The sequence below is a fragment of the Moheibacter sediminis genome, from assembly GCF_900176425.1.
Taxonomy (GTDB): domain Bacteria; phylum Bacteroidota; class Bacteroidia; order Flavobacteriales; family Weeksellaceae; genus Moheibacter; species Moheibacter sediminis.
In genome coordinates, this window is record NZ_FWXS01000003.1 from 100,020 (window position 1) to 115,300 (window position 15,281).

The 15,281-nt window shown below is 33.2% G+C and carries 16 protein-coding genes; 12 read left to right on the plus strand and 4 right to left on the minus strand.

What is annotated here, in order from left to right; genetic code table 11:
* Positions 1 to 7: 7 nt before the first annotated feature.
* From B8977_RS05540 to B8977_RS05570, 7 genes are all read left to right on the plus strand, one after another.
* Complete coding sequence (locus B8977_RS05540) at positions 8 to 955, plus strand: NAD-dependent epimerase/dehydratase family protein (RefSeq protein WP_084016916.1); 948 nt, start codon at positions 8 to 10, stop codon at positions 953 to 955.
* Between the two features lie 89 nt (positions 956 to 1,044).
* The gene (locus B8977_RS05545) at positions 1,045 to 1,539 is read left to right on the plus strand and encodes a hypothetical protein (protein ID WP_143736348.1); all 495 of its coding nucleotides are present in this window, start codon (positions 1,045 to 1,047) and stop codon (positions 1,537 to 1,539) included.
* On the plus strand, positions 1,536 to 2,579 hold the full coding sequence (locus tag B8977_RS05550; RefSeq protein ID WP_084016693.1) for an aminoglycoside phosphotransferase family protein: 1,044 nt from the start codon (positions 1,536 to 1,538) through the stop codon (positions 2,577 to 2,579). Before B8977_RS05545 ends, B8977_RS05550 begins: the two co-directional genes overlap by 4 nt.
* Entirely contained in the window at positions 2,557 to 2,982 is a 426-nt protein-coding gene (locus B8977_RS05555; RefSeq protein WP_084016694.1) for a RapZ C-terminal domain-containing protein, read from the plus strand. The genes B8977_RS05550 and B8977_RS05555 overlap by 23 nt, the downstream gene beginning before the upstream one ends.
* A gap of 3 nt (positions 2,983 to 2,985) precedes the next feature.
* Positions 2,986 to 3,696: a nucleotidyltransferase family protein gene (locus B8977_RS05560; protein WP_084016695.1), complete on the plus strand. Its 711-nt coding sequence runs from the start codon at positions 2,986 to 2,988 to the stop codon at positions 3,694 to 3,696.
* A 105-nt stretch (positions 3,697 to 3,801) separates the two neighbouring features.
* Positions 3,802 to 5,442, plus strand: coding sequence for a Na/Pi cotransporter family protein (locus B8977_RS05565; RefSeq protein ID WP_084016696.1), 1,641 nt, complete (start codon positions 3,802 to 3,804; stop codon positions 5,440 to 5,442).
* A 49-nt stretch (positions 5,443 to 5,491) separates the two neighbouring features.
* The gene (locus B8977_RS05570; RefSeq protein WP_084016697.1) at positions 5,492 to 6,472 is read left to right on the plus strand and encodes a LuxE/PaaK family acyltransferase; all 981 of its coding nucleotides are present in this window, start codon (positions 5,492 to 5,494) and stop codon (positions 6,470 to 6,472) included.
* Here B8977_RS05570 and B8977_RS05575 read toward each other — a convergent pair.
* Complete coding sequence (locus B8977_RS05575) at positions 6,469 to 8,349, minus strand: DUF3857 domain-containing protein (protein WP_084016698.1); 1,881 nt, start codon at positions 8,347 to 8,349, stop codon at positions 6,469 to 6,471. The genes B8977_RS05570 and B8977_RS05575 overlap by 4 nt on opposite strands.
* An 8-nt stretch (positions 8,350 to 8,357) precedes the next feature.
* Complete coding sequence (locus tag B8977_RS05580; RefSeq protein ID WP_084016699.1) at positions 8,358 to 9,122, minus strand: lipopolysaccharide kinase InaA family protein; 765 nt, start codon at positions 9,120 to 9,122, stop codon at positions 8,358 to 8,360.
* Positions 9,123 to 9,194: 72 nt separating this feature from the next.
* On the opposite strand from B8977_RS05580, the gene B8977_RS05585 reads away from it, so the two are divergent.
* Positions 9,195 to 10,259, plus strand: coding sequence for a glycosyltransferase family 4 protein (locus B8977_RS05585; protein WP_084016700.1), 1,065 nt, complete (start codon positions 9,195 to 9,197; stop codon positions 10,257 to 10,259).
* Between the two features lies 1 nt (position 10,260).
* Here the strand turns inward: B8977_RS05585 and B8977_RS05590 are convergent, their stop codons facing one another.
* A complete protein-coding gene (locus B8977_RS05590) occupies positions 10,261 to 11,121 on the minus strand; it encodes a hypothetical protein (protein WP_084016701.1) in 861 nt (286 codons plus the stop codon).
* A gap of 45 nt (positions 11,122 to 11,166) precedes the next feature.
* On the opposite strand from B8977_RS05590, the gene B8977_RS05595 reads away from it, so the two are divergent.
* From B8977_RS05595 to B8977_RS05610, 4 genes are all read left to right on the plus strand, one after another.
* Positions 11,167 to 12,090, plus strand: coding sequence for a glycosyltransferase family 2 protein (locus B8977_RS05595; protein ID WP_084016702.1), 924 nt, complete (start codon positions 11,167 to 11,169; stop codon positions 12,088 to 12,090).
* A gap of 66 nt (positions 12,091 to 12,156) precedes the next feature.
* The gene (locus tag B8977_RS05600; RefSeq protein ID WP_084016703.1) at positions 12,157 to 12,696 is read left to right on the plus strand and encodes an L-threonylcarbamoyladenylate synthase; all 540 of its coding nucleotides are present in this window, start codon (positions 12,157 to 12,159) and stop codon (positions 12,694 to 12,696) included.
* A 74-nt stretch (positions 12,697 to 12,770) separates the two neighbouring features.
* Positions 12,771 to 14,198, plus strand: a complete 1,428-nt coding sequence (locus B8977_RS05605) for a CCA tRNA nucleotidyltransferase (RefSeq protein WP_245828454.1) — start codon at positions 12,771 to 12,773, stop codon at positions 14,196 to 14,198.
* Positions 14,195 to 14,713, plus strand: coding sequence for an IS1096 element passenger TnpR family protein (locus B8977_RS05610; RefSeq protein ID WP_143736350.1), 519 nt, complete (start codon positions 14,195 to 14,197; stop codon positions 14,711 to 14,713). Before B8977_RS05605 ends, B8977_RS05610 begins: the two co-directional genes overlap by 4 nt.
* Before the next feature lie 51 nt (positions 14,714 to 14,764).
* Here B8977_RS05610 and B8977_RS05615 read toward each other — a convergent pair whose 3' ends face one another.
* Positions 14,765 to 15,277, minus strand: a complete 513-nt coding sequence (locus B8977_RS05615) for a BAR domain-containing protein (protein WP_084016705.1) — start codon at positions 15,275 to 15,277, stop codon at positions 14,765 to 14,767.
* Positions 15,278 to 15,281: the final 4 nt, after the last annotated feature.

A 15,281-nucleotide genomic window follows, 5' to 3' on the forward strand; every position in this document is an offset into this window, starting at 1 on the left:
CAAACAGATGACGGAAAAAATTTTGGTAACAGGTGCTTTGGGGCAAATAGGCTCAGAGCTGACAACTGCATTGAGAGAAATTTATGGCGAAAAAAACGTACTGGCAACAGACATTCAGGAACCCGAAAAAGCAAATGACTCTTATTACGAAGTGTTAAATGTAATGGATGCAGAACAGATTTCAGAGATTGTTTCCAAACATGAAATCACAATTGTTTACCATTTGGCAGCAATGCTTTCTGCAACTGCTGAGAAATTTCCAAAAAAAGGCTGGGATTTGAATATGGATTCACTTTTGACCTTTTTGGATTTAGCAAAAGACAAAAAGATTAAACAATTGTACTGGCCAAGCAGCATTGCCATTTTTGGGAATGACACGCCTAAAAATAATACCGAACAAAATGCGCATGCAATTCCGGCGACGGTCTATGGAATTTCTAAAAGAGCAGGTGAATTTTGGTGTAATTATTACCATGAAAAATTCGGAGTGGATGTACGCAGCATTCGTTATCCCGGGTTGATCAGCTGGAAAACTCGTCCGGGTGGTGGAACTACGGATTATGCAGTTGACATTTATTATCAGGCTTTGGAAGAAGGGAAATATGAATGTTTTCTTTCTGAAAATTCGGCTTTGCCGATGATGTACATGGATGATGCGATTCGTGCAACTATAGAATTGATGCAGGCTGACGCTGATAAATTAACGATTCGTACTTCTTATAATTTGAGTGCGTTGAGCTTCACGCCAAAAGAAATTGCAGAGGTAATCAAAAAGAAAATGCCTGAATTTGAAATTTCTTATAATCCGGATTTTCGTCAGGCGATTGCTGACAGCTGGCCGGCGAGCATAGACGATTCCGTTGCGCAAAAAGACTGGAATTGGAAGCCTGAATTTGATTTGGAGAAAATGACGGAAGCGATGTTGAAAAATCTAAAGGTTAAATTGAATAAATAAAGATTTAAAAATAATTGATAAACCTGTTAGGTTTCAAAACCTGACAGGTTTTTTCATGAAAAATTGTAACTTTCGACAAAGTTTAATTGGTGAGGATTTTATTTAATATCTGTGTTTTATTGTTGTCACACTATTCATTTTCTCAAATCATTTGTCAAAACGAGAAAATTGAAATAGATAGTTTAGTCAATGAAATTGATATAAATAGAGAGAAGTTTCAAATCATGATTCAAGAAGGCGAAATTATTTACAGTGACAATAGGAAAAATGGAGGATGGGGAAATTATATTCTTTTTGATGAAACTAAAAATATTTCTAAAATTAAAGAAAATGTAGCAGAGAAAGATTATACGACTTATGAATTTTACTATTCGAATAATAAATTAATTTTTTTACACTTCAAAAGAAAAAATTATAACAGAAAAAAAATAGAATTATCAGAAAATTGCTCCATTTATATTTTTAATAATGAATTGACTTTTGTTCCTACGAATCAAACTAAATATTGTAGTTTGAATTGTCATTATCTAATTGAAAAGGGGAAGCGGATTTTAGTTGAACAAAATGAATCAATAAAAGAATGAGAACTGAAAGCCCAAAAATCCAATCTTTCCTGAATTTACACTACGGCGAGCAAGCTGTTGAAACTTTGGAATTGCTTTCTGGCGGAGGTTCTGCGAGGAAATATTACCGTTTTAATTATTCAGATCAAACCTTCATTTTAACAGAAAGTGAAAATGTTGAAGAGAATAGAACTTTCATTTATTTCACAGAACATTTTTCAAAAGTGATTGAAAACCTTCCGATGATTTATCAAGTTTCAGAAGACACAACTTTATATGTACAATCCGATTTTGGAAATGAAACTTTGTTGGATGTCGTTTTGAAAAATCCGAATGAATCTAAATTTTTGTATGAAAAATCGATTCGTCAATTGGTGAAAATGCAGGTTTTGGGTGGAGCAGATATGGATTATTCAAAATGTTTCAGTTATCCGAAATTCAATCATATACTGGTTTTGCGCGATTTATTTTTATTTAAGAATTATTTTCTAAATCTTTTAGGAATTGAATTCAATCAAGGAAAATTAATACAAGATTTTGAAAAATTTTCAATGGATTTTGAACAAATTCCAGAACAATATTTCGTTTACCGAGATTTTCAAACGAGAAATATTATGGTTTATGAGAACGAGTCTTATTTTATTGATTATCAAGGTGGTTTGAAAGGTCCGGCGCAATACGATTTGGTTTCGATTTTGTGGCAGGCAAAAACCGATTTGCCGGAAAATTGGAAAGAAGAATTTTATGGAATTTACGTGAATGAATTCATTGATTTGACCCAACAAGATTTAGACGGAATTCAATTCAGAAAAGGTTATGATTTATGTGTTCTGGAAAGACTTTTGCAGGTTTTGGGGACGTATGGATTTAGAGGGGTTTATCAGGGTAAAAAACATTTCATCGAAAGCATAGAATTTGGATTAAAAAACTTAGAAAAAATAAAAGAATATCCAGTTTTGGAGAATTATACCGAATTGAAAAAAGTAATTTTAAAATTAACAGAAAAGTCAACTTTTCAAACTATAAAACAAATCATCGATGAGCGAAAAATTAACCGTTAATGTCAGAAGTTTTTCCTATAAAAAAGGAATCCCGCAGGACGAATCAGGAAACGGCGGCGGTTTTGTTTTTGACTGCCGCGGAATTTTGAATCCTGGTAGAATTCAGGATTACAAAACCATCACAGGACGCGATAAAAATGTAATTGAATACCTAGAAACCAAAACAAAAATTTTGGAATTTTTGGATGCAATTTATACGATAATCGATTTGACAATTGAAGATTATTCAACGCGTGGATTTGCCAATTTAGAAATTAATTTTGGCTGCACAGGTGGCCAGCATCGTTCGGTTTATTCGGCTGATGCGGTATCAAAACACATTCAGGAGAAATTTCCAAATGTGAATGTTGTGGTGAATCATGTGGAGCAGGAAAGTAAGAATTGGATTAACGAAATATATTAGGAAATGAAAGCAATTTTATTTGCAGCGGGTTTAGGAACAAGGTTGAAACCATTTACAGACAACCATCCAAAAGCTCTGGCGGTGGTCAACGGAAAAACTTTGCTCGAAAGAAACATCGAATACCTGAAATCTTTCGGGATAAATGAATTTGTGATTAACGTACATCATTTTACAGATCAGATTAAAGATTTTCTTGGTTCAAAAAACAATTTCGGCGTGACGATTCATATTTCTGATGAATCAGATGAAGTTTTGGAAACCGGAGGAGGACTCGTAAAAGCCAGAAAATTTTTAGAAAATGATACCTTTTTGGTAATGAATGTGGATATTTTAACGGATTTGGACATTACTCATTTAATCCAGGTTCACGAAAAACATAAACCGATAGTGACTTTGGCTGTTTCAGACAGAACAAGTTCACGCAAACTTTTATTTGAAAAAGATATGTGGCTGAAAGGTTGGAAGAATCATTCAACCGGAGAAAAAATCATCGAATCAGATGAAGTTTTGATCGAATTTGCATTTAGTGGCATCCATATCATCGAACCGGAATTATTTGCTATGCTTCCCAAAAGTGGAAAATTTTCGATCATGACCAATTATATGGAACTCATGAAGTCAGAAATCATAATGGGGTATGACCACAGCGGCGGTAAACTTGTAGATGTGGGGCGTCCCGAAAGCGTTACCGAAGCGGAAAAAATGTTTGTCTGACGTATCTTTTTGATAATCATAGCTTATAGGTTTGAGTTGAAATCCTTAACAATCAGTTTACATAAGACTAAGTAATTTTGCAAGCAATTTAGCCTAACTAATTGTATGCAGATTATTTTGCTTTTGTTGAACATTTTCGGAGCTGTATCGCTTTTCATCTACGGGATGAAAGTGATGAGCGAAGGCGTGCAGCGCGCTTCCGGAAGACAGTTGCAGACTTTTCTCAACAAAATGACGGGAAATCCTTATTCAGGTGCATTTGCCGGAACGGTTTTTACCACTGCTTTGCAATCTTCTTCTATCGTTAGTTTGCTTACTTTGAGTTTTGTCAATGCAGGGTTACTGAATCTTCGTAAAGCATTTTCTATTATCGTCGGTGCAAACGTAGGTACCACAATTAAGCTTTGGCTCATCATAGTTTTGGGAACGACCTGGCATATAGAAAGTCTGGCGTTGCCACTCATTGCAATTGCGGTTCCTTTTTTCTTTTTTAGAAATCAGAAATTTAAGGAATGGGCAAATTTTGCGATTGGGCTGGCTTTGGTTTTTGTGGGATTGTATTTTTTGAATGAATTTCTTCCTGACTTTTCAAGTAATCCTTATTTGCATGAATTGATTCAAAAATACGCTGATGAAACGACGATTCTCAATTCTTTAATTTTTGTGTTAATTGGAATTGTCATCACATTTTTATTTCATTCATCTAGCGTTTTTATTTTATTTGCAGCGGTATTAGTTTCAAAAGGAATGCCTTTGGAGTTGGCAGCAATGATGATTTTGGGCGCAAACATCGGTACGACTTCCACCGCTTTGATTGCTTCAACCATTGGAAATCGAGAATCGAAAATTGTTGCATGGTTCCACTTCTTTTTCAATTTAGGTGGCGTCGTTGTATTTTTCTTTTTCGTTCCGTTGATTGTTTCAACTTTGAGCAAATGTGTTTCTCAGGATGGCGAAATCATTTTGGTTTCGTTTCATACTTTATTTAATATCGTTTCTGCATTATTGATTCTTCCTTTTTTAAATGGAATTGTAAACTATGCTTCCAAAAAGTTTATGAACGAAGACAATTCAGAGCATTCATTGAAACTAATTGGAAGACCTTTTGGTCCGACCGCGAAAATGTATGTATATGAAGCAAATCGTGAGGTAATTAAATTTGCGGGAATTACACGTCAGATTATCAGTAATTTAGGGAGGATGATTACTGAAAGTGATGATGAGAAATCGGCAGAATTGCGCCAAAGAATTTTCACGTTGGAAAAAGAAAGTGACGAATTGGAAAAAAGTATCTTAAGTTATCTCAATACGATTTATACGTACGAAATGACTGGTGAAGTCGCGCTCAACATTCATCGTTTGATTGACATCTGCCATCATTTGGAAAGTATCGGTGACATCGCTATCAAAACCGCTTCAGTTCATAAAGAAAGAAAGAAAAATAACAGCTTTATAACACCTAAACTTCGTACACATTTGATTGAACTGCATGATTCTCTTTCGGTTGCGACTACGACTTTGGTTCAGAATCTTAATGAAATTCAAGGAAATGTAAACCTGAGTGAAGCCAAAATCAATGAAAAATCAATCGATAAAAGATTTAAAGAAGCGGAAGATGCTTTGTTGAAAGCGATTGATAGAGATAAACTTTCAGCGCTGAGTGCGTTGTATTACAAAGACATAATCCTGCATTACGAACTCATCGGTGATCATTTGTATCAGGCGAATAAAGCGCTCGGAAAATAATTTAGTTTAAAGTTTAAAGTTTCAGGTTTCAAGTTGGTAACTTTGCAGAATGATTTCCAAAGAAGAAATTTTTTCCATTCAAAATGAAATAGAATTTGAGAAAAATGCATTGAAAATTTTCCATTTTCAGGCTGAAAATAATTATGTTTACAAGAATTTCCTAAAATTTTTAGATGTAAATCCAAATGAAATTAATTCTTTAGAAAAAATTCCTTTTTTACCGATTCGTTTTTTTAAAGAGTTTGAAATCATTTCCAAAAATCAAACTGCGGAAAAAATATTTACAAGTTCAGGAACTACCGGTAACCAGACCAGCAAACATTTTATATCAGATTTAAGTTTTTACCGTGAAAGTTTAAAACACAGTTTCAAACATTTTTACGGAGAAATTTCTGATTATACCATTTTTGCTTTGCTGCCTTCTTATTTGGAGCGCGAAGGTTCTTCGCTGATTGACATGGTCGAATTTTGGATTGAAGAGTCGGGTAGCGGAGGTTTTTATCTTTACAATCATGAAGAATTATTTCAAAATTTAATTGAACATGAAAAGTCTGGAAAGCAGGCAATTTTGATTGGCGTTTCATTTGCTTTGCTGGATTTCGTGGAGAAATTTAAATTAAATCTGAAAAATACAATCGTGATGGAAACCGGCGGAATGAAAGGTCGCAAGGAGGAGATTACACGTGAAGAATTACATACAATTCTGAAAAATGGTTTTGGTTCAAATGAAATTCATTCTGAATATGGAATGACGGAGTTGCTTTCACAAGCTTATTCCAAAGGAAATTCAAGGTTTGAAACTCCGAATTGGATGAGAATATTGATTAGAGATACGGAAGATCCATTATCTTTTTTAAGTCAAGAAAAAACAGGTGGAATCAATGTAATTGACCTTGCCAATTTAAATTCATGCAGCTTTATTGCCACAGATGATTTAGGGAAAATTCATCCAGATAATTCATTTGAAATCTTGGGGAGATTTGACAATTCAGACGTTCGTGGCTGCAATTTGATGGTGGCTGATGTTTAGATTTTTTTGAGCAAAATTGTTTTTGAAGCGTCTAAATTGGATTTTTCAAAGAATTTTTTAACATCTTCATATTGATTTGTAAAAGTTGATTTACTCATCAATAATTCAACAGAATAAATTAAGTTTCCATCTTTGATTTCAGCATTTTGAAAATAAATCAAGTCTTTTTCTTTGGTTTCATTATTTGTTTTGAAATTTTGCGGAATTTCAACCATATAACCATTTGGAATTTTAATGGTAGTCGACACTTTATAATAAAATGGGAAATCGAATTCCAAAACTCTTTCACGTGAAGGTTCATCGAATCTGTATTGGCTGATGATTTTGCCGATTGGATTTTGAATGGTATAAAATGTCTGAGGTTCAGAATTTGACTGATAAATAGCTTTTGTTCCCATGTATTTATCCTCTAACAAAGTAGGTGGAGATTTACTTTTTTCGGCAAAGCTCAGATCGAATGAATTGTTTAGATTATTATGCTGATTATTAAAATATCCATTTGATTTATCAACTCTCGAAAGTATAACTCCCCCCTCGCTAAATGAATAATTTTGAGTAGAATGCAGCTCAGACAAAGTAGGGTTTAAACTTATAAACGCTTCTTTTGAGGGATCAACAATTAACCCGTAATGATTATAATTTTTTAAGGGCATATATCCCAAATCGTATGTCAGATCAGAGGCGTCGATGAGGTAGGATTTTCCGTCTTTTAAGGTAACGAGGTTGATAACACTATTAAATTGTCCCATATAAGGATAAGATGTGATGAGTTTTCCATGCTCTCTTGTGCTCAGCAAAACCAAATCAACTTTATATCCGGCTGATTTTAGTAATGAATAAAAATGAAGATTTAAATCGGCTAGATTACCTCTTTTTTCTTTATGCAGCTGTCTGTTGCTCATTTCAGGAATAGGCATTGTATATGAATAGCCGTTCCAAGTATAGTTTGATTTGAAAAATTGAATTATATTTTTTATATATTGAACCTCATCGTTAGATTTATTAATACTTTCTAATAGGGTTTTGGTAAAAGACGGATTGTTATAAGATTTCTGACGTTCATCGATCTCTTTGGTGAGTTCTGTCCATTTGGTAGTGATTTCTACTAATTCTGGCGTTCCTTCATAATAATTATCTTTCCACTTGTAATATTTTTTTAATTGCAAAATCAAACTTTCTCTTTGATCTAGCTGGTTGTAGGAAAATAGTGTTTTGTTATAGCTGGGTATATTGTTTAAATTCCAATTGTGTTGGTTGCCTCCATCTCTCCCTTTCTTATATTTTCTTACAAATAAATCCCCTACGGCAATCGTTGCAAAACCTGCATTTAACCCTTCTGGATTTATGGTTATAGAACTAAAAAGTGTTGGGATTTTATCCTGAAAATACCAAGCTTTTATCCAGCGCATGTTTTCACTGTTTAGCGTATATTCATATTCGATAATTGAACCAACTTTTACATTCGGAAACGTAAAATCTATAGAAGTAAAAATGTCATTGACTTCTTTAGTATAAAATTCATTTCTTTTGATTTCTGATTTTATGGTTTTACCATTTTCTATATTTATTGTTTGAGCTTTTAGACCTGTAATATTTTGAAGTTTATATTTATGTTGGAAGCGCAAGGATATGTTTGCTTCTTCAAGCCCTTTATCATTTAAAATTTTAATTCTTCTATAAAAAGTAGTTTGAATAGGAAAGCGCATATTCATATAGCCTTCCTCATATAAAATAACAGCTCCAGCATCTTTTTCAAATAAGACTTCTTTATAATCAATTTCAGCTTGAGACACATTTCCCCATTTGGTTTTGGGATTGATTTGGGCGTTTGAGGTAAAGGATAATAAAATGGTAATTAGTAGAGAAAGAAGCTTCATGGTTTAAGTTATTTAAACAAAGATTTTAGTTTGTTTTTTGCGTTGTGCTTTCGATGGTATTTTGTTTGGAATTCAGAAGTGAATTTCCATAATAAGTTCAATAGTTTTTCAGAATTTTCTCCCGAAATTCTAGCATATTCATCCGTGATGATTTTTACCATTTCTTTTTTAGGAGTAAGTCTGGATAGGTTTTTCATTCGCAATTCTATAGACATAAAATCATGGAAATTCATCCGATTTAAATCAACCAAAAAGAATTCATAGATACCATCACTTGATTTTTTGATCAAAGTATTTCCAGGAGAATGGTCTTTGAACTCAATTCCGGCTTCGTGCATTTTAAAGCAAAATTTAGTAAATTGTCTCAAAATACTTTCCTCGTCCGGGTAATCTTTTATCTCCACCAATTCTCTGAATGTTAAATCATATTCCTGATGTGCACTTGCATAAAAGCTTTTTTGTAAACCAAAAGCATTATAATTTTCCTGAAATGCAATCGGAGACGGTGTCCCAATTCCTTTTTTCAGCAAAATATTTGCGTATTCAAACGAACGGCGCGCCTTTGATTTTCGAAAATATTTATAGATAAACTGATTGATTTTGTTGGGAATCTTAAATGATTTTACATTCATCTGATTTTGATTCACCTGAAATAATTTGATTTTATTTCTTTTCCCAATAATAAAATCCACGCCGGAATTTTCAAAATCTTGAAAGGCCGCGTGAATTTCTTTTTCGTAAGGTTTAAAATCAGTATTTATTTCAAAAATCATTCATAAGATTTGCGCAAAAATAATGATACTTATCTTACCTGAAAACTTATCTTTGAATTTATTATAAAAATCATGAGAAGAATATTTTTGGAGTCTCATAATCTCAAAAATAAAAACGCGGGACTAGGTAAGTTTAATTATGAATTGATAAAAGCAATTTCTCAACTTACAATTGATGATTTGGAAATACATTTAAATGTCAAAGACCTTTCTGAGGCTAAAAAAGAATTTGGAGAAATTTTTAAGTACCATAAATATTCAAGCTTGCAAAGACATAAATTGTTTAGGATTCGTAAAAAAATCGATGTATGGCACAGCTTAAATCAAAATACCAAAGTGGAACCTTTTCGTCAGCCCGAAAAATATATTTTGACTATACATGATGTAAATTTTGTGGAAGAAGTATCTTCAGATTCTGCTCATAAAGTCAATGTTTTATTTAAGGAAAAAATCAAACGGGCGACCACTATTACTTATATTTCTGAATTTGCTAAACAACAAACGCATCAGTATTTTGAAATTCCAACTCATGTACAAGAGGTCGTGATTTACAATGGAAATCCAATTACTGAAAAACTAAATTTAGCAGATTTTCAACCCGACCTACCTCTTGACAAGCCTTTTTTCTATTCATTGGGTGATTTTATTCCAAGAAAGAATTTTATTTCTTTATTAGAAATGATGCGGCTGATTCCGGATTATAATTTGGTGATTTCAGGAAATAATTCTAAAAAATATGGCGATGAAGTAAGGGATTACATCTCAAAATATAAGCTTGAGAACCGTGTGTTCCTGACAGGAACGGTGACTGAACAAGCTAAACAATTTTACCTTTCCAATTCTGTTGCATTTCTTTTCCCGTCTATCAGAGAAGGGTTTGGGCTCCCTCCGATCGAAGCTATGAAGTTTGGGAAACCTGTTTTTTTATCGACCAGAACATCACTGCCAGAAATAGGAGGAGATGCTGCCTTTTATTGGGATAATTTTGATCCGGAATACATGAAATCGGTTTTGTTTGATAGGTTAGATTATTTCGAATCCGATCAAGAAAATGTTCAAAAGAAACTTATAGAACGAGCCGGTTTTTTCAATTGGGAAACTGCAGCTGCCCAATATTTGAAATTATACAGACAATAAATTATTTGAAAAGAAATTTAAACCACTGCCCGAAATTCTTTTTCCAAACATAGAAATCAGAAGGCATTATTTGCTCAAAATTTATATTATCTCTGATTTCTTTTAAGTTTTCACCTTTTACAAATTCCAGTTCTTTCCATTTTTCAGGCTCGATGTAGAAGAAGTCTCGGTAGTTTTTATAATTTTCTTTGTTAACTGTTTTCCATTTAGATAAAAAATCAGGATTTAATTGATGGTTATGTCCCCAGTTTTCAAGTTTAAATTTAATTTCTTCCTCAGTGCGGGCTACTGTTTCATGCAGTAAAATATGTTTTGTATAAATAATTCTCTGACGAGTATTTCTTGCAACTCTGTAGTTTGGAAAGTTAGTAGCCACTAAACAACGCGTTGGCTCTTTTACATAAAGAATTCCACCATCTACATATTTATAAATATTGATAAGGAATACTGAAATCTGTATTTTATTTTTTTCCGGACTGTCGAGAAAATGATCATGTTTTCTCAAATCCTTCACAAAGCTTCCAAAATCTAAAAAATATTCATCACTGTCAACCTGAACAAGCCAGTTTCCAACACCCATTTTGAGAGATAGCATATGTCTTTCACGGTTGTCATTTTCTATAGCATTTAGTGTAGAGTCATAGAAATCATCTTCGTAAATTTCAATTTTGTTATCTTTGTCTATGGATTTTAACCAATCAAAAAAAGTATTATCGACAGTAAAATGTTTTCCGGACCAAGTCCTCAAATCCTTATCTATTGCAATAAAAATACGATCAGCATGTTCATAAACTGGAGGCAACGAATGTTTTAGTTTTTCGTAATCATAGGAAAATAAAAAGCCAACGTGAATTTTTCTCATCAATTATAGGTGTCTGTACAAGCAAATATAGATTAAATTTGCCGTATGAGCCACACTGATATATCTGTCATCATTATTAATTTCAATACGTCTCAGTTAACGTTTGATTGCATCAATTCTATTAAAGAATTTGAATCAAATTCAGCCTTGAGTATAGAATTTATAGTTGTAGATAATGCTTCGCAACCGACAGATTATGAAAATCTAAATTTTTTATTAGAAAATCAGCCTGATGTGAAAATTGTAAAAAGCCGTATAAATTCTGGTTTTGCATTGGGTAATATGTTAGGTGTTCAACATGCTACAGGCAAGCATTATGCTTTTATCAACAGTGATGTTTTATTTTTAGAGCCCGTTTTTTCAGAGATGAAAAAATTCTTATCGGAAAATCCTTCTGCGGCTCTTTGTGGAATTCAGATTTTAGATGAAAACAAAGATTTATCAATATCACACCGAGATTTTGAAGGCATTCGCTATAAATTATTTGGGAAGAAATTTCTAAAATTGACACGTCCCGATCATTCTTCTATGTTAGATAAAATTACCAGTCCGACAGAGGTCGATTTTGTGATAGGCAGCTTTATGTTTTTTGACGCTGAAAAATTTTGTGAAACAGGTGGATTTGACACTAATTTGTTTTTATACTATGAGGAAATGGACATTTGCCTGAGGCTGAAAAAGAAAAATTATAAAACCTATTTTCTTCCCGATTTGAAATATGTACACCTCGAAGGTAAAAGTTCCGGGCAAAATATTCAACTAAAAACTGAACATTATTTATCGTATTTATACATCGCTCGGAAAAATTTTGGTTTTTGGAAATACAAAGTGATTAAAAATTATATGCTGCTTTGTTATCTATTCAAAGCGCCATTTAAAGCTAAAAACACAAAAATATTTTTAGCATTATTGAGGTCTCAGCAAAGTTTAGCACAGTCCATGCGTCACAATCAAAAAGTGCAGTTCTGATTTTATTTTCAGTTTTTTTAAATATCGTTGTAATTTTATGACTTCTAATAATTGTAATTCTTTGTGATGAATCCCGAAAATCTCAAAAATCAAACATTCCTTTACCCTACCGACACTACATTTGGTTTGGGGTGTAATGCCAATAATGTTGAAGCAGTCCAGAAGATTTTTAAAATCAAGAATCGCCCTGATTCGAAATCATTGATTATTTTGGTAGATTCCAATCAGCGTTTGCAACAGATTGTTGACGTCCCGGAATTGGCTTGGGACATCATGGACTTTTCAGAAAAACCGGTTACGATTATTTATGACAATCCAAGAAATTTATCCAAAGAATTAATTGCTGAAGACAACACGATTGCGATTCGTTTGACGAAAGATTTATTTTGTAAAAAAATCATTTCCAAGATAAATGCTCCTTTGGTTTCCACTTCCGCCAATATTTCAGGAGAACCTACGCCTAATACTTTTTCAGAAATCTCTCAAAAAATAAAAGAGGAGGTAGATTACATTTTTCCTGAAATAGAAACATTTACTCCAAAATTTACGGGTTCATCCATCATCAAATTATCAGCAGACGGAAAAGTAAAAGTGATTCGCGAATAATTTGAAATGGGTTTAAATTTTAAATTCTTTTTACATTCTCTTTTGTACTTTGCATGAAATTTTACCTTTGCAAAATGAATTTAGAAAAAGCATTAAATCACAAAATATTTCCCATCATCTCGGATTCAGCGAAGGAGTTGAATCAGGAAACCTATGTGGTGGGTGGATTTGTGCGTGATTTTTTGTTAGAAAGAATAAATAAAAAAGACATTGATTTTGTGACTGTAGGAAGCGGAATTGAATTGGCTCAAAATGCCCATTCAAAAATTTCTGATTCATCAAAATTATCTGTTTTCAAACGTTTTGGGACTGCCATGTTCAAATGGGACGGTATAGATTTAGAATTTGTCGGAGCGAGAAAAGAAAGTTATTCTGAAGATAGCCGAAAACCTTTTGTGGAAGATGGAACTTTAGATGATGACCAAAAAAGACGTGATTTTACCATCAATGCATTAGCAATTTCATTGAATCAAAATAATTACGGAGAATTAATTGATCCATTTAACGGAATCGAAGATTTAGAAAATAAAATAATCAGAACACCGCTTCATCCAGACGTTACTTATTCGGACGATCCTTTGCGTATGATGCGTGCGATTCGTTTTGCAGCGCAATTGAATTTTGAAATTGAAGAAAATTCCTTTCAATCCATTCAAAAAAATGCAGATCGGATTGAAATCGTTTCTACGGAACGTGTGATGGACGAATTTCAGAAAATAATGATGACTCCGAAACCATCGATTGGATTAAAATTGCTGGACGATGCTGGTTTGATGAAATTCATTTTACCCGAATTGACTGCATTGAAAGGAATTGAAGAAGTTGAAGGTCAAACGCATAAAGATAATTTTTATCATACACTGGAAGTGGTTGACAACATAGCTCCAAATACTGAAAATGTTTGGTTACGCTGGGCAGCTTTATTACACGATATCGGTAAAGCGCCTACCAAAAGATATGACAACAAAGTAGGTTGGACTTTTCATTCGCATGAATTTGTGGGGTCAAAAATGGCATTTAAGTTGTTTAAGAGATTAAAATTGCCGCTCAATCAGCCTTTGAAATATGTTCAGAAAATTGTGAAACTCAGTTCACGTCCGATTTCATTGATTGATGAAAATGTGACGGATGCGGCACTCAGAAGATTGCTTTTTGAAGCGGGAGAAGATTTTGAAGATTTGATAACGCTTTGTAAAGCCGATATCACGACCAAAAATGAAAAGAAACAAGCAAGATTCAAAAAGAATTTTGTGTTGGTGGAAGAAAAAATAAAAGAAGTAGAGGAACGTGACAAAGTCAGAAATTTTCAGCCACCTGTTTCCGGAGAGGAAATTATGGAAGTCTTTGGCTTAGAGCCTTGTAAAGAAATTGGAATTATCAAAAATGGCATTAAAGAAGCAATTCTCGAAGGTGAAGTAGAAAATAATCACGAATCTGCTTCAAAATATATGCTGGAATTAGGAAAAAAATTATATTTGACACCAAAATTAAAGGAAAAGTGATTTACAAAATTCGCGTCATTTTAGACACAAAAGATGATGTTTTCAGAGACATCGAAGTTCGGGACAAACAAACGCTATTCACACTCTATAAAGGAATTATGAGTGCATTTAGTTTGCAGGGAGAAGAGTTGGCTTCATTTTATGATTCAGATCAGAATTGGAACCAAGGAAGAGAAATTCCTTTAGAAGATATGGACAATGAAGATTCTGATCAGACAATGGCAGATTTCTACATCCACGAATCTTTTCCCCAAATAGGTTCGCGCATGATTTTCGTTTACGATTACATGGAAATGTGGACTTTCTTCGTTGAGTTAATGGAAATAGAAGAGAAGAAAGCCGTATTAAATTACCCTTTAACTGTTTACCGTTATGGAATTGTTCCTTTGAAAGCGCCTAAAAAATCGATGGATGTGATTAATCTAGAAGATGATGAAGACCTTATGGCAGATGACGACGCGGCATTTGACGATTTGGATTTGGATTCTGATATCGAAATAGATGATGATATTTAAAATTTAAAAATATTTATTATGAAAGGCAATTCAAAATTTGGATTGCCTTTTTTATTTTGCATAATCCTTAAATAAATTCAAAGAATCTTTTATCTGTTTGTCCCAAAGCTTGATCAAATTAGGTTGATCTTCCAGGAGAACTTTTTTCGATTTCTGAATTTTATGGAGTGTCGATGTATATTTTTTGACGGCTTCGGAATATTTGTCTTTTTCGATGACTTTCGCGTCATTCATTCTCTTCATTTCTTTGCGGATTTTCCTTGCGTACAATTCAGAAGTATTGAAATGAATTTGTTGAATTTGAAGAATTTCTTCTTTTTTTGAATTGATCCAGGAAGCATCTCTGTCCATCCGGTTGTAAATTGTCATTTCCGGAGGCATTCCTTGCACTTGTCTGCTTTGAAAACTGATCATCGTCGATAAATTTACAGGAGAAGCTGAATTTTTAGGTGGAGTTCCTTTAAAATCAGAAAATTTCAGCGGAGTGGTGGACCATTCCAGATAATCCGGATTTAAATTAAAAGAGAAAAAAGAGATGGATAGAAACAAAACAAATCGAAACATAATC